The sequence below is a fragment of the Paracoccus sanguinis genome (genome assembly GCF_012689545.1).
GTDB lineage: Bacteria > Pseudomonadota > Alphaproteobacteria > Rhodobacterales > Rhodobacteraceae > Paracoccus > Paracoccus panacisoli.
The window spans coordinates 558,456-579,095 of the sequence record NZ_CP051542.1 but is presented as its reverse complement, the minus strand read 5'-3'; the positions used below and the strand labels follow the sequence as shown (position 1 = coordinate 579,095).

At 72.7% G+C, this 20,640-nt stretch carries 17 protein-coding genes; 10 read left to right on the top strand and 7 right to left on the bottom strand.

Annotated elements, in window-relative coordinates; genetic code table 11:
* Positions 1 to 5: 5 nt before the first annotated feature.
* Positions 6 to 497 carry an Lrp/AsnC family transcriptional regulator gene (locus HGN31_RS02750; protein ID WP_036703383.1) on the bottom strand — a complete coding sequence of 164 codons (492 nt, stop codon included), beginning with the start codon at positions 495 to 497 and terminating at the stop codon, positions 6 to 8.
* 172 nt (positions 498 to 669) lie between these two features.
* On the opposite strand from HGN31_RS02750, the gene trxB reads away from it, so the two are divergent.
* From trxB to HGN31_RS02730, 4 genes are all read left to right on the top strand, one after another.
* Positions 670 to 1,701 carry a thioredoxin-disulfide reductase gene (trxB, locus tag HGN31_RS02745; RefSeq protein WP_168782258.1) on the top strand — a complete coding sequence of 344 codons (1,032 nt, stop codon included), beginning with the start codon at positions 670 to 672 and terminating at the stop codon, positions 1,699 to 1,701.
* Between the two features lie 168 nt (positions 1,702 to 1,869).
* On the top strand, positions 1,870 to 3,588 hold the full coding sequence (locus HGN31_RS02740) for a bifunctional sulfate adenylyltransferase/adenylylsulfate kinase (protein ID WP_036735178.1): 1,719 nt from the start codon (positions 1,870 to 1,872) through the stop codon (positions 3,586 to 3,588).
* Between the two features lie 136 nt (positions 3,589 to 3,724).
* The gene (locus tag HGN31_RS02735) at positions 3,725 to 4,525 is read left to right on the top strand and encodes a hypothetical protein (RefSeq protein ID WP_168782257.1); all 801 of its coding nucleotides are present in this window, start codon (positions 3,725 to 3,727) and stop codon (positions 4,523 to 4,525) included.
* Positions 4,522 to 5,478, top strand: a complete 957-nt coding sequence (locus tag HGN31_RS02730; protein ID WP_168782256.1) for a glycosyltransferase family 8 protein — start codon at positions 4,522 to 4,524, stop codon at positions 5,476 to 5,478. The genes HGN31_RS02735 and HGN31_RS02730 overlap by 4 nt, the downstream gene beginning before the upstream one ends.
* Here HGN31_RS02730 and HGN31_RS02725 read toward each other — a convergent pair.
* Positions 5,465 to 5,692, bottom strand: a complete 228-nt coding sequence (locus HGN31_RS02725; RefSeq protein WP_036703387.1) for a DUF1150 family protein — start codon at positions 5,690 to 5,692, stop codon at positions 5,465 to 5,467. The genes HGN31_RS02730 and HGN31_RS02725 overlap by 14 nt on opposite strands.
* Positions 5,693 to 5,707: 15 nt before the next feature.
* Positions 5,708 to 6,118: an Hsp20 family protein gene (locus HGN31_RS02720; RefSeq protein WP_036703389.1), complete on the bottom strand. Its 411-nt coding sequence runs from the start codon at positions 6,116 to 6,118 to the stop codon at positions 5,708 to 5,710.
* Positions 6,119 to 6,303: 185 nt separating this feature from the next.
* Here HGN31_RS02720 and HGN31_RS02715 point away from each other — a divergent pair, with 185 nt between their 5' ends.
* The 3 genes from HGN31_RS02715 to HGN31_RS02705 all read left to right on the top strand — a co-directional run bounded on the left by HGN31_RS02715 (position 6,304) and on the right by HGN31_RS02705 (position 8,155).
* Positions 6,304 to 6,522, top strand: coding sequence for a YdcH family protein (locus tag HGN31_RS02715; RefSeq protein WP_036703390.1), 219 nt, complete (start codon positions 6,304 to 6,306; stop codon positions 6,520 to 6,522).
* Positions 6,523 to 6,615: 93 nt separating this feature from the next.
* A complete protein-coding gene (gene purE / locus HGN31_RS02710; RefSeq protein WP_036711395.1) occupies positions 6,616 to 7,101 on the top strand; it encodes a 5-(carboxyamino)imidazole ribonucleotide mutase in 486 nt (161 codons plus the stop codon).
* Positions 7,094 to 8,155 (top strand): 5-(carboxyamino)imidazole ribonucleotide synthase, encoded by a 1,062-nt coding sequence (locus tag HGN31_RS02705; protein WP_168782255.1) that lies wholly within the window; start codon positions 7,094 to 7,096, stop codon positions 8,153 to 8,155. Before purE ends, HGN31_RS02705 begins: the two co-directional genes overlap by 8 nt.
* A 56-nt stretch (positions 8,156 to 8,211) precedes the next feature.
* Here the strand turns inward: HGN31_RS02705 and HGN31_RS02700 are convergent, their stop codons facing one another.
* From HGN31_RS02700 to HGN31_RS02690, 3 genes are all read right to left on the bottom strand, one after another.
* Positions 8,212 to 9,417, bottom strand: coding sequence for a dipeptidase (locus HGN31_RS02700; RefSeq protein WP_244961111.1), 1,206 nt, complete (start codon positions 9,415 to 9,417; stop codon positions 8,212 to 8,214).
* 4 nt (positions 9,418 to 9,421) lie between these two features.
* A complete protein-coding gene (locus tag HGN31_RS02695; protein ID WP_168782254.1) occupies positions 9,422 to 11,242 on the bottom strand; it encodes a M3 family oligoendopeptidase in 1,821 nt (606 codons plus the stop codon).
* A gap of 102 nt (positions 11,243 to 11,344) precedes the next feature.
* The gene (locus HGN31_RS02690) at positions 11,345 to 12,409 is read right to left on the bottom strand and encodes an alkane 1-monooxygenase (protein WP_168782253.1); all 1,065 of its coding nucleotides are present in this window, start codon (positions 12,407 to 12,409) and stop codon (positions 11,345 to 11,347) included.
* 336 nt (positions 12,410 to 12,745) lie between these two features.
* Between HGN31_RS02690 and HGN31_RS02685 the strand changes: the two genes are divergently transcribed.
* Positions 12,746 to 14,050, top strand: a complete 1,305-nt coding sequence (locus HGN31_RS02685; RefSeq protein WP_168782252.1) for an O-acetylhomoserine aminocarboxypropyltransferase/cysteine synthase family protein — start codon at positions 12,746 to 12,748, stop codon at positions 14,048 to 14,050.
* Positions 14,051 to 14,122: 72 nt separating this feature from the next.
* Here HGN31_RS02685 and HGN31_RS02680 read toward each other — a convergent pair whose 3' ends face one another.
* Positions 14,123 to 14,926 (bottom strand): SIMPL domain-containing protein, encoded by an 804-nt coding sequence (locus HGN31_RS02680; protein WP_168782251.1) that lies wholly within the window; start codon positions 14,924 to 14,926, stop codon positions 14,123 to 14,125.
* Positions 14,927 to 15,150: 224 nt separating this feature from the next.
* Here HGN31_RS02680 and HGN31_RS02675 point away from each other — a divergent pair, with 224 nt between their 5' ends.
* Positions 15,151 to 18,651 (top strand): hypothetical protein, encoded by a 3,501-nt coding sequence (locus HGN31_RS02675; RefSeq protein WP_168781929.1) that lies wholly within the window; start codon positions 15,151 to 15,153, stop codon positions 18,649 to 18,651.
* A gap of 53 nt (positions 18,652 to 18,704) precedes the next feature.
* The gene (locus tag HGN31_RS02670) at positions 18,705 to 20,627 is read left to right on the top strand and encodes a cation:proton antiporter domain-containing protein (protein ID WP_168782250.1); all 1,923 of its coding nucleotides are present in this window, start codon (positions 18,705 to 18,707) and stop codon (positions 20,625 to 20,627) included.
* The last annotated feature ends 13 nt before the right edge of the window (positions 20,628 to 20,640 follow it).

The window sequence follows — 20,640 nt, the reverse complement described above, 5'->3', positions numbered from 1 at the left end:
GCCGCTCAGGCGCGGGCCAGCGGCATCGCGTCGAAGGGCACCCCCGGCTCGTCCTTGGCGCCGCGGATCACGAGGCTGGTCTTGACGCTCGCCACGTTGTCGGCGGCCGTCAGCTCCTGCGTCAGGAAGCGCTGGAACGTGGGCAGGTCAGGCGCCACGCATTTCAGGATGAAGTCGATCTCGCCGTTGAGCATGTGGCACTCGCGCACCAGCGACCAGCCGCGGGCGCGGTCCTCGAAGGCCGAGAGGTCGCGCTCGGACTGGCTGACGAGGCGCACCATGGCGAAGACCTGCACCTCGAAGCCGAGTTCGCGGGCGTCCACCTCGGCGTGGTAGCCGCGGATGTAGCCCTGCTCTTCCAACGTGCGGACCCGGCGCAGGCAGGGCGGGGCCGAGATTCCGACGCGGCGCGCCAGTTCGACATTCGTCATCCGTCCGTCGGCCTGCAATTCCGCAAGGATCTGGCGGTCGATGTCGTCTAGTCGGGCGCCAGCCATGAGGCCTCCGGTCGGGAAATCGCAGCTTGATTATCTTTCACGCCCCCGATCCGCAAGATTGTTTCGCGCCGGCAGCAATGCGGACGCGGCGGCGGGCTTGGTTGATCGCGGCGGGTGCAGGGCTTAGGTCAGGGCGCAACTGCCCCTGCCGCACGCCCGAAAGGCTCCGCCGATGTCCGATGCCGTCCCCCTGACCGATGCACCCGCCCCCGCCGTAGCCCCGATCGAGCCGCACCAGCGCCTCGTCATCATCGGCTCGGGGCCGGCGGGCTACACCGCGGCGGTCTATGCCGCCCGCGCGATGCTGACCCCGGTGCTGATCCAGGGGATGCAGCCCGGCGGGCAGCTGACCATCACCACCGAGGTCGAGAACTGGCCCGGCGACACGCAGGTGATGGGCCCCGACCTGATGGTGCGGATGGAAGCGCACGCCCGCGAGATGGGCGCGCGGATCGTGACCGACACGGTGACCGCGCTGGACCTGTCGCAGCGGCCCTTCCGACTGACCTGCGACAGCGGCCGGACGCTGACCGCCGACGCGGTGATCCTCGCCACCGGGGCGCAGGCGCGCTGGCTCGGGCTGCCGTCGGAAGAGAAGTTCAAGGGCTTCGGCGTCTCGGCCTGCGCGACCTGCGACGGGTTCTTCTACCGCGGCCGTCAGGTCATCGTCGTCGGCGGCGGCAACACCGCGGTCGAGGAGGCGCTGTTCCTGACCAACTTCGCCAGCAAGGTGATCCTCGTCCACCGCCGCGACAGTCTGCGGGCCGAGCGGATCATGCAGGACCGGCTGTTCAAGCACCCGAAGGTCGAGGTGATCTGGAACGCCGAGCTGGCCGAGGTGACCGGGACCGAGGCGCCGCTGGGCGTCACCGGCGCGGTACTGCGCTCGACGGTGGACGGAACGACCCGGACGGTGGCCGCGGACGGGGTGTTCGTGGCGATCGGCCACTCGCCCGCCTCCGAACTGGTCAAGGACCAGCTCACGCTGAAAGAGGGCGGCTATGTCGCGGTCGAGCCGGGCTCGACCCGCACCTCGATCCCCGGGGTTTTCGCCGCGGGCGACCTGACCGACGACATCTACCGGCAGGCCGTGACCAGCGCCGGGATGGGCTGCATGGCCGCGCTCGACGCCGAGCACTGGCTTGCCGCCGAGGGACTGGCCGAGGGCACCGCCGTCCCCGCGCAGGCGACCGAGGTCGCCTGAGCGCCGGCCGCCCCGCCTTTCGGCCCAGCCATGCCGGGGGCGCGGGGCGGATTTGCCGTGGCGGCTCGGTTGCGAAGCGCGCCCCCCGGGGCTAAGGGGGCGACGCACGCCCCCTCTTTGTTTGCCTCAGCCGGGCTTGCGTCGTTTTCGTTCAACCCGAGTGTGCAGATGATCCAGCAGCCGAACCTCGCGCCGATCCCGGAACTCTACGTCAACGCCGACTCGGCCCAGAAGCTCAAGGCCGACGCCGGGACGATGCCCTCGTGGGACCTGACCCCGCGCCAGCTCTGCGACGTCGAGCTGCTGATGAACGGCGGCTTCCACCCGCTGCGGGGCTTCCTCACCGAGGCCGACTATGACGGCGTGGTCGAGAACATGCGCCTGTCCACGGGCGACCTGTGGCCGATCCCGGTGACGCTGGACGTGAGCCAGGCCTTTGCCGACGGCATCGAGCCCGGCACCGACATCGCGCTGCGCGATCAGGAGGGCGTGATCCTCGCCATCATGTCGGTCACCGACAAATGGACCCCGAACAAGACCCGCGAGGCCGAAAAGGTCTTCGGCAACGGCACCGACGATCTGGCCCACCCGGCGATCAACTATCTGCACAACGTCGCGGGGCCGGTCTATCTGGGCGGGCCGATCACCGGCATCCAGGCGCCGACGCACTATGATTTCCGCGCCCGCCGCGACACCCCGAACGAGCTGCGCGCCTTCTTCCGCAAGATGGGCTGGCGCCGGATCGTCGCGTTCCAGACCCGCAACCCGCTGCACCGCGCGCATCAGGAACTGACCTTCCGCGCCGCCCGCGAGGCGCAGGCGAACCTGCTGATCCACCCGGTCGTGGGCATGACCAAGCCCGGCGACGTGGACCACTTCACCCGCGTCCGCTGCTACGAGGCGGTGCTGGACAAGTATCCGCAGGCGACCACCCACCTGTCGCTTCTGAACCTCGCCATGCGCATGGCCGGCCCGCGCGAGGCGGTGTGGCACGGCATCATCCGCCGCAACCACGGCCTGACCCACATGATCGTCGGCCGCGACCACGCGGGGCCGGGCAAGAACAGCCAGGGCCAGGACTTCTACGACCCCTATGCCGCGCAAGAGCTGTTCCGCGAGCATCAGGCCGACATCGGCATCGAGATGGTCGACTTCAAGCAGATGGTCTATGTGCAGGAGCGCGCGCAGTACGAGCCGCGCGACGAGGTGGAAGAGGGCGCGACGATCCTCGACATCTCGGGGACCGAGCTGCGCCGCCGCCTGCGCGAGGGGCTCGAGATCCCCGAGTGGTTCAGCTTCCCCGAGGTCGTGGCCCAGCTGCGCCGCACCTCGCCCGCGCGCGACAAGCAGGGCTTCACGGTGTTCTTCACCGGGCTGTCCGGCTCGGGCAAGTCCACCATCGCCAACGCGCTGATGGTCAAGCTGATGGAGATGGGCGGACGCCCCGTGACGCTGCTCGACGGCGACGTGGTCCGCAAGCACCTGTCGTCCGAGCTCGGGTTCTCGAAGGAGCACCGCGACATCAACATCAAGCGCATCGGCTATGTCGCGTCCGAGATCACCAAGAACGGCGGCATCGCGATCTGCGCGCCCATCGCGCCCTACACCGCGACCCGGCGCGCGGTGCGCGAGATGGTCGAGGCGGTCGGCGCCTTCGTCGAGGTCCATGTCGCGACCAGCCTCGAGGAATGCGAGCGCCGTGACCGCAAGGGGCTCTACAAGCTCGCCCGCGAGGGCAAGATCAAGGAGTTCACCGGGATCTCGGACCCCTACGAGGAGCCCGCGAACCCCGAGCTGCGCGTCCAGACCGAGGGCGTGGACGTGGATTACGCCGCCCAGCAGGTTCTCTTGAAGCTCGAGCAGATGGGGCTGATCGGCCTGTCCTGATCGCCGTCCCACCGCGAGACGTCAGCGCACCCCCCGGCCGGTCCGGGGGGTGTTTGCGTTTCCGGCGCCGGGGGCGGCGGTTGACAAGGCCGGCCCTGCGGTCCACCCCCGGCCGGATGATCGAAAAGGCGCGCCGATGACCGAGCCGGTCCTGATCCTGTGCATGAAATGGGGCACGCTCTACGGCGCGCGGGACGTGAACGCGCTCGCCCGCGGCGTGGCGCGGCACCTGGCGCGGCCGCACCGGTTCGTCTGCTTCACCGACGACGCGATCGGCCTCGACCCGGGGATCGAGGCGCGGCCGCTGCCGGCGCTCGACCTGCCGCCGGGGTCGGGGGACACGCGGTGGCGCAAGCTCGCGCTCTTCAACCCCGACCTGGGGCTGGAGGGAACGGCGCTGTTCCTCGACCTCGATCTGGTGATCGTCGGGCCGCTCGACCCGTTCTTCGAGGTGCCGGGCGAGGTGGTGATCCTGCGCGACGACGACCTGTTCCGCGCCAAGCCGCTGCGCCGCCTGAACCCGGCCCGCGACCGCTTCCTGCACATGGTCGGCAACACCTCGGTGTTCCGCTACCGGGTTGGGGCCCACCCGCAGGTGGTGCGCGCCTATCTCGACGATCCGGCCGCCGCGGCGGCGCGCTATGAGCACGAGCAGCAACTGGTCAGCGACGTGCTGGACCGGCAGGGGGCGCTGTCCTACTGGCCGCAGGGCTGGTGCGTCAGCTTCAAGAACGACTGCGTGGGGCGGGGGCTGACGAGCTGGTGCGGTGACCCCGAGGCGCCGCCCGGCGCGCGGATCGTGCTGTTCGCGGGCAGTCCCAAGATGGCCGACGTCCTCGCCGGCCGGGGCGGGCGCTGGTACCGCCGGATCGGCAACATCGACTGGCTGCTCGCCGCTTGGGAGGGCGACGGCCCCGAAGCCGGAGGCCGCGCGTGACCCTGCATCTCGTCACCGGGTCGGATGACAACTACGCGGCGGGGGTGCTGGTGCTCATCGCCTCGGCGGCGTTTCACACCCCCGACCTGCGGGTGACGGTGCTCGACAACGGCATCTCGGCCGCGAACCGCGCCCGCATCGAGGCGCTGGGTGCGCGGCTCGGGGTGCCGCTCGCGCGGATCGAGATCGGCGCCGAGGCCTTCGCCGACCTGCAGGTGCGGCGCGGGCACCTGACCCGCAGCACCTATCTGCGGCTGCTGATCCCGCAGCTGCTGCCCCACGCCGACCGGGTGGTCTACATGGACTGCGACATGGTGGTGACGGACGACCTGTCGCCGCTGGCCGCGCTGCCGCTGGGCGATGCGGTGGTGGCGGCGGTCCCGGACCCAAGCCCCGACGCGGCCGAGCTGGCCTCGACCGGGGTGGTGCGCGGGGCCTATGTCAACGCCGGGCTGCTGGTGATGAACCTGCCCATGTGGCGGGCCGAGGGGGTGGCCGAGCGCTGCCTCGCGCTGCTGTCGGACCCGGCGCGGCCGCTCATGTCCGAGGATCAGTCGGCGCTCAACATCGCCGCCGCAGGGCGCATCCTGCCGCTGCCCGCGCGCTACAACGTCTATGCCGACCCGGCCGCCTATCCCGGCGCCGCGGCCGTCCCGGCCGATCCGGCGGTGATCCACTACGTCGTCGGCCACAAGCCGTGGGCGGCGCGGGGGGTGATGATGGGCGAGGTCTGGCACCACCACGCCGGCCTGATCGCCGCGCAGATGCCGCCGCTGGGCGCGGCATCGTTCGGCAGTCGGCTTTCGGCGTTCAACCGCCAGCGGAAACTGTGGATGGGGTTGGCCGCCGGGCGGGGGAAATACCGGGCCCAGCGGCAGGTCCGCGCCGCCATGCGGCGGGTCGCGGCCCGCCACCTTGCGCAGGTCGCGGGCCGGCCGGTCAGTGGACGCTGACCGGGTTCAGCTCGTTCTGGCGGGCCAGCATGAAGGCCATGTGCCGGTCGCGGACCAGCGCGAGGCGCTCTCCGTCGATGCCGTGTACGGCGTAGAGCGCATCGAGGCCGGGCGCCTGCTCGCGCACCTCGTCGGGCAGGCTGTCCATCGCCACCCGGCGGACATAGACGACATTGCCGTCGGCCATCTGCGGAAAATCGTGTTTCATGTTCATCTTGGCGATCCCCTTCTAGGTGCGGCTGATCGGTATGGTGCGGACGACGCTCTGCGGCGTGATGCGGCGCAGATCGACGTGGAGGAGCCCGTTCTCGAGCGCGGCACCCTCGACCTCGATCCCCTCGGCCAGCACGAAGCTGCGCTGGAAGGCGCGGGCGGCGATGCCGCGGTGCAGGAACACCCGGTCCTCGGCCGCCTCGGATTGGCGGCCGCGGATAATGAGCTGGCGGTCCTCGATGGTCAGCGACAGGTCCGCCTCGGCAAACCCCGCCACGGCGAGCGTGATGCGGAACCCGTCCGCGCCCGACTGCTCGATGTTGTAGGGCGGGTAGGCGTCGGCGCCCTTGGCGGCGCGCTCGGCCAGCCGTTCGAGCTGGTCGAACCCCAACAGGTAGGGGTGCGTCCCCAGGGTCATCTTCGTCATCGGCGTCCTCGGTCCACAAGCGACTGCGTTGGCCCGGGCCCCTCAGGCGGCGACCCGGTCCCCCGAGATATGTGCGCGCCGCAGCGTTGGTGCAAGATGGGCGCAAGTTTCGCTTATCAAGACGGGGGCCGCGGCGGTATGGTCGCAGCCATCCGATTCCGCCGTCTTTTCAAGGGCCCGCACCGATGAACGCCGACCACGAGATGACCCACGAAGAGATCATCCGCACCCGGCTCGAGGTGATGCGCCGCCAGCACCGCGAACTGGACGAGCAGGTCTCGGGGATGAGCGCCGGCGGCGTCGTGTGCAGCCTGACGCTGGGGCGGCTGAAGAAGGAAAAGCTGGTCCTCAAGGACCAGATCGCGCGGCTCGAGGATGAGCTGACCCCCGACATCATCGCCTGACACCGCGTCCCCGCGGCGCGGCCGCTCGGGGCGCGTTGCGTCCGCCCGGCGCGCCCCTATGATGCGCGCCGACGCAAAATCTGGGGGTCGGGCATGGACAAGCCGGTCGGCATCATCATGGGCAGCCAGTCGGACTGGCCGACGATGCGCGAGGCGGCGGCGATCCTCGACGAACTCGGCGTGGGCTACGAGGCGCGGATCGTCAGCGCCCACCGCACCCCCGACCGGCTCTGGGACTATGGCCGCGCGGCGGCGGGGCGGGGGCTCAAGGTCATCATCGCGGGTGCCGGCGGGGCGGCGCATCTGCCCGGCATGATGGCGTCGAAGACGCGGGTGCCGGTGATCGGCGTGCCTGTGCAGACGCGGGCGCTGAACGGGGTCGACTCGCTCTATTCCATCGTCCAGATGCCCAAGGGCTATCCGGTCGCCACCATGGCGATCGGTTCGGCGGGGGCGGCCAATGCCGGGCTGATGGCCGCCGGTATCCTCGCGCTGTCGGACGCGGCGCTGGCCGAGCGGCTGGACGCCTGGCGGGCGGCGCTCTCGGCCTCGATCCCAGAGGAGCCGCGCGATGAATGACCCGCTCGCCCCCGGCGCCGTGATCGGCATCCTCGGCGGCGGCCAGCTGGGCCGGATGCTCTCGGTCGCGGCGAGCCGGCTCGGCTATCGCTGCCACATCTACGAGCCGGGCGCCGCACCCGCGGGCGACGTGGCCTTCCGCCTGACCACCGCCCCCTACGAGGACGAGGTGGCGCTGCGCGCCTTTGCCGCGTCCATCGATGTGGTGACCTATGAGTTCGAGAACGTCCCGGCCGCGGCGCTCGACCTGATCGAGAGCCTCGTGCCGATCCGCCCCAACCGCCGCGCGCTGGCGGTGAGCCAGGACCGGCTGACCGAGAAGGATTTCCTCTCCGGCCTGGGGCTGGCGGTTGCGCCCTATGCCGCCGTGGACAGCGCCGAGGATCTCGCCGCGGTGCTCGCCGGTCAGGACCGCGCCATCCTCAAGACCCGGCGCTTCGGCTATGACGGCAAGGGCCAGCTTCGGCTCACGTCCGGCGACGACCCCGCCGCGGCCTGGGCCGAGGTCAACGCACCCGCGGTGCTCGAGGGGTTCGTGGATTTCACCGCCGAGATCAGCGTGATCGTCGCGCGCGGCGCAGACGGGGCGGTGGCGGCCTATGACCCGGGCCTGAACGTCCACGAGGGCGGCATCCTTCGCACCACGACCGTGCCCGCGGGCGTGCCCGGCCGCCTGATCCCCGAGGCGGTGCTGATCGCCAGCCGCATCGTCACGGCGCTCGACTATGTCGGCGTGATGGGTGTCGAGCTGTTCGTGACCCCGCGCGGGCTGGTGGTCAACGAGATCGCCCCGCGGGTCCACAACTCGGGCCACTGGACGCAGGCCGGCTGCGCCGTGGACCAGTTCGAGCAGCACATCCGCGCCGTGGCGGGCCTGCCTTTGGGCGACGGCCAGCGCCATGCCGACGTTGTGATGGAGAACCTGATCGGCGACGACATGGACCGGGTGCCGGACCTGCTGAGGGCGCGCGACACGCAGCTCCACCTCTATGGCAAGGCCGAGGTGAAGCCGGGGCGGAAGATGGGGCACGCGAACCGCATCCTGCGCCGTTGAACGGGTAGGCCAGAAAGACACCGCGTCTTTCTGGCCCGAATCTCATCGCAGCTGTTCTAGCGCGGCAGCGTCTCGCGCAGGTAGCGGATCGTGTTGCCGCCCATGACCTTGGCGATCTGGTCCTCGGTCAGCCCCTGGTCGATCAGCGCCTGGGTCAGCGCCGGCAGGCCGGCGGCGTCGAACGGCACCCCCACCGAGCCGTCCCAGTCCGACCCCAGCCCGACCGCATCCTCACCCACCAGGTTGATGGCGGCGCGGATGGCGCGCGCGATCCCCGCGGGCGTGCCGTCGCAGGTCACGTCGGCCCAGAAGCCGATGCCGATGATCCCACCCTTCGCCGCGATCTGCCGGACGAGGTCGTCGGGCAGGTTGCGCGGCGTGTCGCAGGCGCTGCGGATGCCGGTGTGCGACAGGATCGGCCGGGCGCCGGGGATCGCCAGCACCTCGCGGACGATGGCGGGCGAGGCATGGGCGAGGTCGATCACCATATTGCGCGCCACCAGCCCCTCGACCACCTCGCGCCCGAAGGGCGTCAGCCCGGCCTGCGAGGTGCCGTGCAGCGACCCGCCGAGTTCGTTGTCGAAGAAATGGGTGATGCCGACGAGGCGGAAGCCGGCCGCCTCCATCACGCCGAGGTTGGCGATCTGCCCCTCGAGCGGATGCGCCCCCTCCATCCCGAGGATCGCGCCGATGACCCGCTTGCCCGCGGCGCGGTCGGCCAGCACCCCGTCGAGGTCGGCGCGCGAGCGGATCAGCCGCACCGCCTCGGGGTGGCGCTCGGCCAGCCGGCGCAGGCGGGCGGCCTGGTCGAGCGCGCGCTCCTTGAGGCTAAACCAGCTCTGCACCGGGCGAAGCTGGCCGATCACCAGCGGCGTGATGTTGTCGGGCGCCTCGGCGGTGTTGGTGGCGTAGTTCTGGCCGCGCGGCGACTTGGTGACGGTGGTAAAGACCTGCACCGCCACGTTGCCGCGGTCGAGCCGGGGCAGGTCCACATGGCCCTCGGGCCGCTCGCTCGCGAGGTCGCGGTCCCAGAGCAGCGGGTCGGCGTGCAGGTCGGCGATGGAAAGCCGCGCGTGCAGCGCCGCCGCCTCGTCCGAGACGTGCCACGGCTGCGCCGCCGTCACCGGGTTCAGCCGGTCCGCGACGATCCGCGGCCCGAAGACCGGCACTGCGGCTGCCGCGAGCGCCACCACCGCGGCGGCACCCAGCAGGACGCGGCGCAGGCGGCGGGGCTTCGCGCGGCCGAAGGGGTCGCGGGCCACCCGCTCAGCCCTCCATCGCCTCGAGCTCGTCGATGAAGCCCTCGATCATCGACAGCCCCTTGTCCCAGAACGCCGGGTCCGCAGCGTCGAGCCCGAAGGGCTGAAGCAGCGTCGAGTGATGCTGCGACCCGCCCGCCTTGAGCAGGTCGAAGTAGCGCGCCGGGAAGCCCTCGGGCGCGGCCTCGTAGGCGGCGTAGAGCGCGTTCACCAGCCCGTCCCCGAAGGCATAGGCATAGACGTAGAAGGGCGAGTGGATGAAATGCGGGATATAGGCCCAGAAGGTCTCGTACCCCTCCATGTAGTCAAAGGCGTCGCCGAGGCTTTCGTGCTGGACCGTCATCCAGATCGCGTTGATGTCGTCGGGGGTGAGCTCGCCCTCGGCGCGGGCCGCGTGCAGGCGCGACTCGAAGTCGTAGAAGGCGATCTGGCGCACGACGGTGTTGATCATGTCCTCGACCTTGCCGGCCAGCAGCGCCTTGCGCTGGGCGGGGTCGGTGGTCCTGGCCAAGAGCGCCCGGAAGGTCAGCATCTCGCCGAACACGCTCGCTGTCTCGGCCAGCGTCAGCGGGGTCGAGGCGAGCAGCTCGCCCTGCGCCGCGGCCAGCCGCTGGTGGACGCCGTGGCCCAGCTCATGCGCGAGCGTCATCACGTCGCGCGGCTTGCCGAGGTAGTTCAAGAGCACGAAGGGATGCGCGTCGGTGACGGTCGGGTGGGCAAAGGCGCCGGGCGCCTTGCCGGGCTTCACGGCGGCGTCGATCCAGCCGCGCTCGAAGAACGGCTCGGCCAGCTTCGCCAGTTCAGGGTCGAAGCCTGCATAGGCGTCCAGCACCGTGGTGCGCGCCTCGTCCCAGCCGATCAGCCGCGGGGTTTCCTGCGGCAGCGGCGCATTGCGGTCCCAGACCTGCAGCTTCTCCAGCCCCAGCCAGCGCGCCTTGAGCCGATAGTAGCGGTGCGAGAGCCGCGGATAGGCCGCCACCACCGCGTCGCGCAGCGCCTGCACGACCTCGGGCTCGACGTGGTTCGACAGGTGTCGCCCGTGCTGGGGCGTGGGCATCTTGCGCCACTTGTCCTCGATCGCCTTTTCCTTGGCGAGCGTGTTGTGGATGCGCGCGAACAGCTTGACGTTGTCGGTGAAGACCCGCGCCAGCGCCCGCGCCCCGGCCTCACGCCGGGTCCGGTCGTGGTCGGTCAGAAGGTTCAGCGTGGCCTCGAGCCCCAGCGTCTCGCCGTCCACGTCGAAGGTCAGCGCGGCGGTCGTCTCGTCAAAGAGCCGGTTCCAGGCGGCGGCGCCGACCACCGAGTTGTCGTGCAGGAATTTTTCCAGCTCGTCCGAGAGCTGGTGCGGCCGCATCGCCCGCATCCGGTCGAACACCGGCTTGTAGCGCGCCGGCCCGTCCGTGGCGGCAAAGACGGCCTCGTAGGTCGCATCCGGGATCCGGTTGAACTCGAGGCTGAAGAACACCAGCGGCGTGGTCATGTCGGTGATCTTCGCCTGCAGGTCGCCCATCGCCTTGGCCCGGCCCGCATCGGTGGTGTTCTGGTAGTAGCGCAGGCCCGCATAGGACATCAGCCGCCCGGCGATCAGGTCGATGGTCTGATAGCGCTCGATGCACTCCAGCATCTCGGCGGGCGACAGATCGGCCAGCCGCCCCTCGTAATCGGCCGCGAAGCTGGCGGTCGCCTCTTCCAGCCGGGCGAGGTCGGCCTTGATCTCGGGCGCGTCGGGGGCGGTGTAGAGGTCCGACAGATCCCACTCCGGCAGCGGCCCGAGGTCGAGTGCGGCGGCGCCGGGCTGTTCGGCATCGAAATGGCGGCTGCGGGTCATCTGCGGTCTCCTTGGCGTCATGCGGTTCCATCTGACCCTTCGCGGCGCGCGGTTCAAGGCGTGGCGGGGGGGATGGGCGGTGCGGCGCCGGTGCCCCTCGGGTCACGGCGCGGGCGGCAGCGCCTGCATCCGCGCCACGCGCCGGTCCATCACCCGCCGCCAGAGCGGGGGGACCAAGGCGATGGCCGCCATCACCGGCAGCGACCACGGCAGCAGCGGCCGCGGCTGCGCCGCCCGGTCCAACCGCAGCGCCGGCCAGGGGCGCGCGGGATGAGCATGGTGGTCCGAGTGCCGGGGCGCGTTGACCAGCATCAGCGAGGACAGCAGATGCGGCGCGTCCCAGCTGTGGCGCGCGTCCACCGGCTCGGGCCGCCCATCGGCGCGGCGCGCCCGGCGCAGACCGTAGTGCTGGACGTAATCCGACAGCATCAGCTGCATCTGCGCGTAAAGGCAGAGCCCGAGGTAGATCAGCGCCGCCAGCGGCCCGAGCGTCAGCGCCACCAGCGCCACGCAGGCAAGGCCGCCCCCGACCCACCACAGATACGGGTTCACCCGCCCCGGCTGCCGGACCGCGAGCGCCCGCTCGGCTACAAGGCCCGCGCGGAACGACCCCGCCCAGGCGCGCGGGAAGAAGCGCCAGAAGCTCTCGCCGGCGCGGGCCGAGTTGGGGTCGGCGTCGGTCGCCACATGGCGGTGGTGGACGAGGCGGTGGGCCGAGACGTGGTGGCCGAAGAGCAGGGTGACATAGACGAGCGCCCCGGCCCGGAACAGCAGCCGGCTGCCGCGGTGGATCAGCTCATGGGCGTTGGCGTTCGAGACCTGCCCCATGAACATCCCCGTCCCGAGAAACAGCGCGGCGTGCGCGGCGCCCGAGAGCGGCGGCCCGGCCCCCGCCAGCGCCCGCAGCGCCAGCGCGAGCAGGGCGAGATGGGCGGCGACGAGCCCGAGCGAGACGGCATCCGCACCCGGATGCGCGACGCCCTCGGGCGGGTCGGGCAGGGCGCGGGCGGCGAGCGTGTCGATCGACTGGCTGACGCCTGCCACCCACAGGAACCCGACCCAGACCCAGGCGCCGCCCCAGAGCGCCCCCGCCGCGAGCACCAGCGCCGGGAACAGCGCGGCGGCGCCATAGGCGATGACCGGGGCAGGGCGCGAGAGCGTCTTCATGGCGCGATCCTAGAGCGCGTGCCGCGCCGAGGGAACTGCTCCACACCCCGGCCTCCCCGGCCCGGCGATGTCCACCGTGCCAAGGTCAACCCTCCGCATCCCCTTCTTTCTTGCCAAAATATCCCCGCCGGAGGCAGCCGGCCGCGCCGCCGGGCAGGACGCCGGACCGGCGCGCGGCGGGAACGCCGGACCCCGCGCCCGCCCCCGCCGGCGCCCGAGGACAACGATTCCGCCGCACCCGTCCGCGGCGGGACGAAACGTCCTTGCCGGCGGCGCCGATTGCCTCGTACGGGCGGCCGACCTAGGGTCTGGCGAACACGCAAACGGGGGACGACCATGACCGACCAGACCGACCCGCGCCCGACCGACGCCAAGACGCAGGGTTTTGACACCATCGCCATCCATGCCGGCGCCGCGCCCGATCCGGCGACCGGCGCGCGGCAGGTGCCGATCTACCAGACCACCGCCTACCAGTTCCGGGACGCCGACCACGCCGCCGCGCTCTTCAACCTGCAGGAGGTGGGCTACATCTACTCGCGCCTGACCAACCCGACGGTCAGCGCGCTGCAGGCGCGGCTCGCCGCGCTCGAGGGCGGGGCAGGGGCGGTCGCCTGCTCGTCGGGGCACGCGGCGCAGATCATGGCGCTGTTCCCGCTGATGGAACCGGGGCGCAACCTCGTCGCGTCGAACCGGCTCTACGGCGGCACGATGACGCAGTTCAGCCAGACCATCCGCCGCTTCGGCTGGTCCTGCCGCTTCGTCGACCTCGACGACACCGACGCGGTGCGTGCGGCGATCGACGACGACACCCGCGCGATCTTCGTCGAATCGATCTCGAACCCCGGCGGCTACGTCACCGACATCCCGGCCATCGCCGCCATCGCCGATGACGCCGGCATCCCGCTGATCGTGGACAACACCCTCGCCTCGCCCTTCCTCTGCCGCCCGATCGAGATGGGGGCGACGCTGGTCGTCCACAGCCTGACCAAGTACCTGACCGGCAACGGCACGGTGACCGGCGGCGCGGTGATCGATTCCGGCAAGTTCGACTGGTCGGCCAGCGACAAGTTCCCCTCGCTCTCGGCGCCCGAGCCGGCCTATCACGGGCTGAAGTTCCACGAGACTTTCGGCGCCGCCGCCTTCACCTTCCACGGTATCGCCATCGGGCTGCGCGACCTCGGCATGACGCTGAACCCGCAGGCCGCGCATTACACGCTGATGGGGATCGAGACGCTGGGCCTGCGCATGGCGCGCCACGTCGAGAACGCGGTGACGGTCGCCGAGTGGCTGGCCGCCGACGACCGGGTCGAGGCGGTCAGCTACGCCGGCCTCCCCTCGAGCCCGTGGCACGAGCGCGTCGAACGGCTCTATCCCAAGGGGGCGGGCGCGCTCTTCACAATCCGCCTCAAGGGCGGCTATGAGGCGTGCGTGGCGATGATCGGGCGGCTCAAGCTGATCAGCCACGTCGCCAACCTCGGCGATGCGCGGACGCTGGCGATCCACTCGGCTTCGACCACCCACCGGCAGCTCACCGAAGAGCAGCAGGTCGCCGCGGGCGCCGGGCCCGACCTCGTGCGGCTGTCGATCGGGATCGAGGACCCCGCCGACATCATCGCCGATCTCGATCAGGCGCTGGGCTGAGCACATTTCAGGCGGCGGCGGGGCTGTCGCCTCGCCACCGCCCCCGGACGTCCAACGCCTGCGGCCGACGGGTCACTCGCCCTTCGGCACCAATGTCCAGACGCCCGTGACCTGCACGGTCAGCATCAGCCGGCCCGTCTCGACCTGAGTGGCGGCGCCGCCCGCGTCGCGGGCCATCGAGGCCATGGCCATCGGCATCGGCGGGCTCGCCGCCCCGCCCTCGGTAAGCGAAACGAGCGGCCCGAGAGCCATTCCGGCCGCCGCGGCCATCGTCTCGGCCCGCCGCTGCGCCTCGGCCACGGCCTTGCCGCGGGCCTCGTCCAGCGGGGCCGCGTCATCCTCGCGCGAGAAGGCGATCCCCTGCACGTCGGTCGCCCCGGCCGCCACCATCGCGTCGAGCAGCGGGCCGAGCTTCGCCAGGTCGCGCACCCGGGCGCTGACGATGTTCTGCGCCTGGTAGCCGGTGATGACCGGCGGCTTGCCCTGCTGCGAATAGTCCGCCATCGGCGACAGGTTCAGCCCCTGGGTCTGCAGATCCTCGGGCGCGATCCCCTGCGCCTTGAGCGCCGCGATCACGTCGCCCTGCCGCGTGGCGTTGTCGGCCAGCGCCTTCGCCGCCGTCTCGGCCTGGGTCGTCACGCCCAGCGCCACGGTGGCGAGGTCGGGCGCGATGCCGACCTGCCCCTCGCCGGTGACGGTGACGGTGGCGGGGGCGGGCGCGTGCATCGGCATGACGTGACCCTCGATCGGGGGCATGGGCATGGGGGGCGCGGGCGGGGTGGTCTGGGCCAAGAGCGGCGCGGCCATCAGGGCCAGCGCCAGCCCGCCACCAAGCGCCGGGCGCAGGCTGCGGGGGGAGAGGACGGAACGGGTCATGCAGTGTCCTTTCGAGACGTCATCGGTACCCCGGCGCAGACGCACGGCCGAGCCGCGCCCCGCGGGGGTTGCCGGCCGAACGCCGCGCGGGGCGCGCAGGCTCCGTCACGAAGCGGTGTTTTGCTTTGCTTGGGGGGATGGATGCGGTATCCATGGAACTGAGCAGCAACGGACCGGATCGCGCACGAACGACGAGCCGGCCACGAACAAGAAAAGACCGGCACATGAGCACGAGCCCCGCGCCCGAATACGCCTTGTCGTTCAGCAGCGACGCCGTTCACCTGATGGAAAGATCGGATGCCAGCGCCGCCCCCGCGGTGCGCTGGCACGAGCGCGCCTCGGCGCCGTTCGACGCGCCGGACTTCCGGTCCGAGATGGCGCGGCTGAGGCGGCTGGTGGCGAACGGCCCCGACGCGCGGGTGGCGCTGATCATCCCCGACGACCAGATCCTCTATACCTCGCTGCCGGTGGCGGCCGAGGATGACGTGGCGGCCGGCCTCGGCCGGGCGCTCGACGGGCTGACGCCCTATCCGGTCGCGGACCTCGCCTGGGACTGGCGCCCGGTGACCGGCGCCGCCGAGGGGCGCGACGTGCGGGTGGCCGCGGTGGCGCGCCAGACGCTGCGCGAGGCCGAGGATTTCGCCCGCCGGCACGGGTTCGCGGCCGACGGGTTCGTCGCCGATCCGGCCGAGGGCCTGTTCCCCGAGGCGCCCCGCTTCTCGGCCGAGGCCAAGGCGGCGCAGGACCACGACCTGCCCGGCGACGGCCCCGAGCGCGCGGGTGAGACGGCCGCTTCGGCAGAGGGCGGGAAAGAGGCCAACGCGTCCGAGGTGACTGTGCCGGCGACGTCGGATGAGGTCCCGGCAACGGTGACCGTTGTGGCAGGCTCCGCTGCGGCTGCTGCGGTTTCTGCCGCAGACGCGTCCGCCAGCGCCGGGGAACCGGGGGCCAACGACACCGCCGAAGTTGCGTCCAGCGCCCCGGCGGCCGTGGCGCCGAAGGCGGAAGAGCCCGAGACGACCGCACCCAAGACTGACGAGGGCGCCTCGGCGACGGTAAAGTCGCAGGCGGACGAGCCCGCGACGACGAAGCCCACCGACACCGCCCCCGAGGCCAGCCGCGCCGGGGATGGTCCTGCCGCCAAGCCCGACGCCGCCCCGGCCAAGGCCGAGACCGCGCCCACGGGCGACGGTCAGCCGGTCCGCGCGTCCACTCCCGCCGTCGCAGGCCCAACGCTGATCGCCACGGCGGGCGCCGCGCCGGTCGCCGGGTCGCGGGTCACCGACTTCCTGCCCGCCGACCTGCCGCCCTCGGCGGTCCCGGCGCCGGTCGAGGTGGTGGCCCCGCCCTCGGACCTGATCGACACCTCCGACGCGCCCTCGCCGGCGCGCGAGCCGGTGCCGCTGCCCGACCGGGCGCGCGCGGTGCTGGACCGCGCGGCCGAGGCCCGCGCCCGGCGCACCGCCGAGCCGGTCGAGGCGGTCGCCCGCCATCCCGGCGCACGTGGCGGCATCGGCGGCCTGCTGGTGATGCTCGGCGCGCTGCTGCTGGGCCTGATGATGATCTGGTCCTTCGCCACGCCCGGCCCGGGCGAGCGGCCTACGGCCACCGAGACCGCCGCCCCCGCCGCGGTGGCGGACGCGCCGCCCGCGGCCGTTCCGGCGCCCACCGCCAGCGCGCCCGCCCCGGCGACCCAGCCGGTCGCGCCGCCGCCCGCGGCCGTTCCGGCGGCCGCGGCCGTGCCGTCCACCGCCCAGCCGCCGATCCGCGTGCCGGAGCAGACCCTCGTGCTGCCGCCGCCGCAGATCGCGGGCCAGCCCCCCGCGCCCACCGCGGCGCCGGCCCCGTCGCAGGCTGCCCCGGCGGCTCAAACCGCGACCCCTGCGGCGCCCGCGCCCGCGGTTGAGGCCGCCAAGCCAGCGCCGGCTGCTGCCGCGCCTGCGGCCAGCGCCCCGGCGACCGCCGCCGCCCCGGCCGCCGAGGCCGCCCGCACTCCGACCGCCACGCAAACCGCACCCGCTCAAGCCGCGCCGGCGCAGGCCGCCTCCACCCGGACGGCGCCGGCTCAGGCCGCGCCCGCGCCAACGGCCCCGGCCAAGGCCGCCCCCGCGGCGACGCCGGCGCGCACCGCGCCGCGGCAGGCGGCCCCCGCCACAACCGCGCCGCGCGCCACGGCCCCGGCGCGGCCAACCGTGCGCCGGCCCCAGCCCGCGGCGGCGCCGAAGGCTGCCGAGGCCGACCCGCTGCCCGCCGTCGTGCCCGGCCGCCGCGCGCTGACCCGCTCGGAGCGTCCGGCCGAGCGGCCCTCGCGCCCCGCGGCGGGGCGCGCGACGACCACGACCGCGCCGGCGGCCTCGCGGCCCGCGGCCACCTCCTCGACCCCGGCCGCGGCGCCTGCCCGCGCCCCGGCGCGCCCGGCGGCGCCGCGCAGCGAGGCCGCGCCGGCCAGCGCGCCCGCCACCTCCTCGTCGGTGCCGCGCCCGCGGCCGCGTCCCGAGGAAGGCTCGGCCGACGAATCCGTCACCGCCGCCGAGATGACCGCGGCCGAGGCCCGGGCCGCCGACGCGTGGCTCGCCGACCTCTATCGCACCCATCCGACCCTGCCCCGGCTGGCCGGCGTGGCCCCGCGCGACGGGTCCGAGCCGCGCTATGCCGAGTCTCGCCCTTCGCGGCGGCCGGCCGGGTCGAGCTCGGCGGTCGATGCGGCGGTCAAGGCCGCCGTGGACGACGAGCTGCTGAAGAAGAAGAAAAAGGCCCCCGCGGCCAAGGCCGACGCCCCCGCGTCCCGGCCTGCGGCGCGCGCCAAGGCCGATGCCCCGGCCGCGGCCAAGCCCGCCGCCGACAAGGCGGCGCCCGCGAAGTCTTCGAAGACCGCCACCAAGTCTGCCCCGGCCGACGATGACCGCCCGGCCAGCCGTCCGTCGCGCAAGCAGGCCGCGGGCAAGGGCTCGGCCGCCGCGGTCGAAAGCGCCATTGCCGAAGCGGTCGGCAAGTCGGGGGCCACCCCCGGCGCGGTCGCGCTGAGCACGCCCAAGTCGCTGCTGCCGCCGCACAAGCCGGCCCGCAAGTCGGCGCCGTCGGCCGCCGATGCCGAGGCCGAGGCGGTCGCCGCTGCCGCCGCGGCCGCCCGCCCCGACACCCCGCCCGCCGCCGAGGCCCCGGCCGAGACGCGGACCGCGAGCCGTGCCCCCGCCGCGCCGGTGGTGATCCCGCCGGTCGTCCCCGAGGCGCCCGCCGCCGACGTGGCCGCCGCCCAGCGGATGCGCGACGAGCAGTTGCAGGCGCAGGCCGAGGCCCGGGCCCGCGCCAACGCGGCCTCGGACGCCCAGGCCGAGGCACAGGCCCGCGCCCAGGCCGAGGCCCGCGCCCGCGCCCAGGCCGCCGCCGAAGAGCGCGCCGCCATCGCCGCGCGCGGCGAATACCGCCCGCCCGAGAACGACGACGAGCCCGAGGTGGCGACCACCGCCGCCAAGGGCACCACCGCCGGGCAGGTGGCGCGCAACGCGACGGTGGGCGGCATGGAGCTTGGCCGGACCCAGGTGATCGGCGTGATCGGTGCCGGCCGCGCCAGCCGCGGGCTGATCCGGCTGCGCAACGGCAAGGTCGTGACCGTGCGCCTCGGCGACCGGATCGATGGCGGGGCGATCAACTCGATCGGCAACGGGCGGATCAGCTACGTCAAGGGCGGGCGCCAGTTCAACCTGCCCATCCTGAATGGACGCTGAGCCGGCTGCCGCCCTGACCCTCGCCCCCGCCCGCCGGCCCGGGGCGGGGTGAGATGGGGTCTTTCCTGCTGATATCGGCGGTCTACCTCGCCACCATGGTGGTGGCGGTGCCGCTCTCCGCACGGCTCGGTCTGGGGTCGGTGCTGGGCTACCTCGTGGCCGGCATCCTGATCGGCCCGGTGCTGGGGCTGGCCGGCAGTGCCGGCGACGTCGCCGACCTGCAGCATTTCGCCGAGTTCGGCGTGGTGATGATGCTGTTCCTGATCGGGCTCGAGCTCGAGCCGCGGCAGCTCTGGGGGATGCGCAAGCGCCTGCTGGGCCTCGGCGGGATGCAGATCGCGGGGACCACGGCGGCGCTGTTCGTCCTCGGGCTGGTGCTGAACCAGACGTGGCAGGTGGCGCTGACGCTGGGGCTGATCCTCGCGCTCAGCTCGACCGCGATCGTGCTGCAGACGCTGTCGGAAAAGAGCCTCATGCAGACCAGCGGCGGCCGCAACGCCTTCCTTGTGTTGCTGACCCAGGACATCGCGGTGATCCCGATCCTCGCGCTTCTGCCGTTGCTGGCGGCGGGGGCGGCGGCGCCCGACCACCACGCGCCGGGGGCCGAGTTCATGGCCGGGCTGCCCGGCTGGGCCGCGACGCTGGTGACGCTGGGGGCGGTCGGCACGGTGGTGCTGCTCGGGCAGTTCGCCATCGGCCCGCTCTTCCGCTTCGTGCAGAAGTCGCGCCTGCTCGAGATGAACACGGCGGTGGCCCTGCTGATCGTCGTGGGCATCGCGGCGCTGATGTCGATGGTCGGGCTCAGCCCCGCGCTCGGCACGTTCCTCGCCGGGGTGATGCTCGCCGGGTCCGAGTTCCGTCACGAGCTCGAGGCGCAGATCGCGCCCTTCAAGGGGCTGCTGCTCGGCCTGTTCTTCATCACCGTGGGCGCGGGGATGGATTTCTCGATGCTCGTGGCCCAGCCCGTGGTGGTGATCGGGGTGACGGCCCTCGTGATCGCCATCAAGGCGGGGGTGCTGTTTGCCGTCGCCCGCGCCGCGCGGATGTCGCGCCGCGACCGGACGCTCTTCACCCTGTCCCTGGCGCAGGCGGGCGAGTTCGGCTTCGTCCTTCTGTCCTACGCGACCTCGCTGGCGATCATCCGCACCCAGCTTGCGCAGGGGTTCCTGCTGGTCATCGCGCTGTCGATGCTGCTCACGCCACTGCTGTTCATCCTGCACGACCGGGTGGTGGCCTGGCTGGATGACGAGCGCGACGTGCTCGCCCCGCCCGACCGGATCGACGACCAGCAGCCGGTGATCATCGCCGGGGTGGGGCGCTTCGGGCAGGTGGTGAACCGGCTCGTGACCTCGTCGGGGTTCAAGACGGTGGTGCTCGACAACGACCTCGACACGATCCAGCTCATGCGGCGGTTCGGGGTCAAGGGGTACTTCGGCGACCCGACCCGCCCCGAGATCCTCGCCGCTGCGGGGCTCGAGCGCGCCCGCATCCTCGTCGCGGCCCTCGACGATCAGGAGGCGAACCTGCGCCTCGTCCGCCACGCGCGCGAGCGGCGGCCGGACCTCGTGATCATCGCCCGGGCGCGGGACCGGGTGAACGTCTACCAGCTCTACGCCGCGCGCGCCGACCATATCGTGCGCGAGATGTTCGACAGCTCGCTCAGGGCCGGGCGCTACGTCCTCGAGAACCTCGGGCTGTCGCAGTACGAGGCCAACGAGCTCGAGCGGATCTACTATCGCCACGACCGCGCCGGGCTGCGCGAGCTGGCCGAGGTCTGGAAGCCGGGCGTGCCGCTGGACCAGAACGCCGACTACATCCGCCGGTCCGAAGAGCTGCGCGCGACGCTCGAGAACGCGCTGATGGACCGCTTCGCGGATGGCCCCGCCGCCGCGCCGCTGGACGACGGAGAGCATGACGAGGCGCCCGAACACGGGCTCGGCCTCGGCACCGGCGGGCCGGGCGGGCGGCTATCGTGAGGGCAGCCGCCCG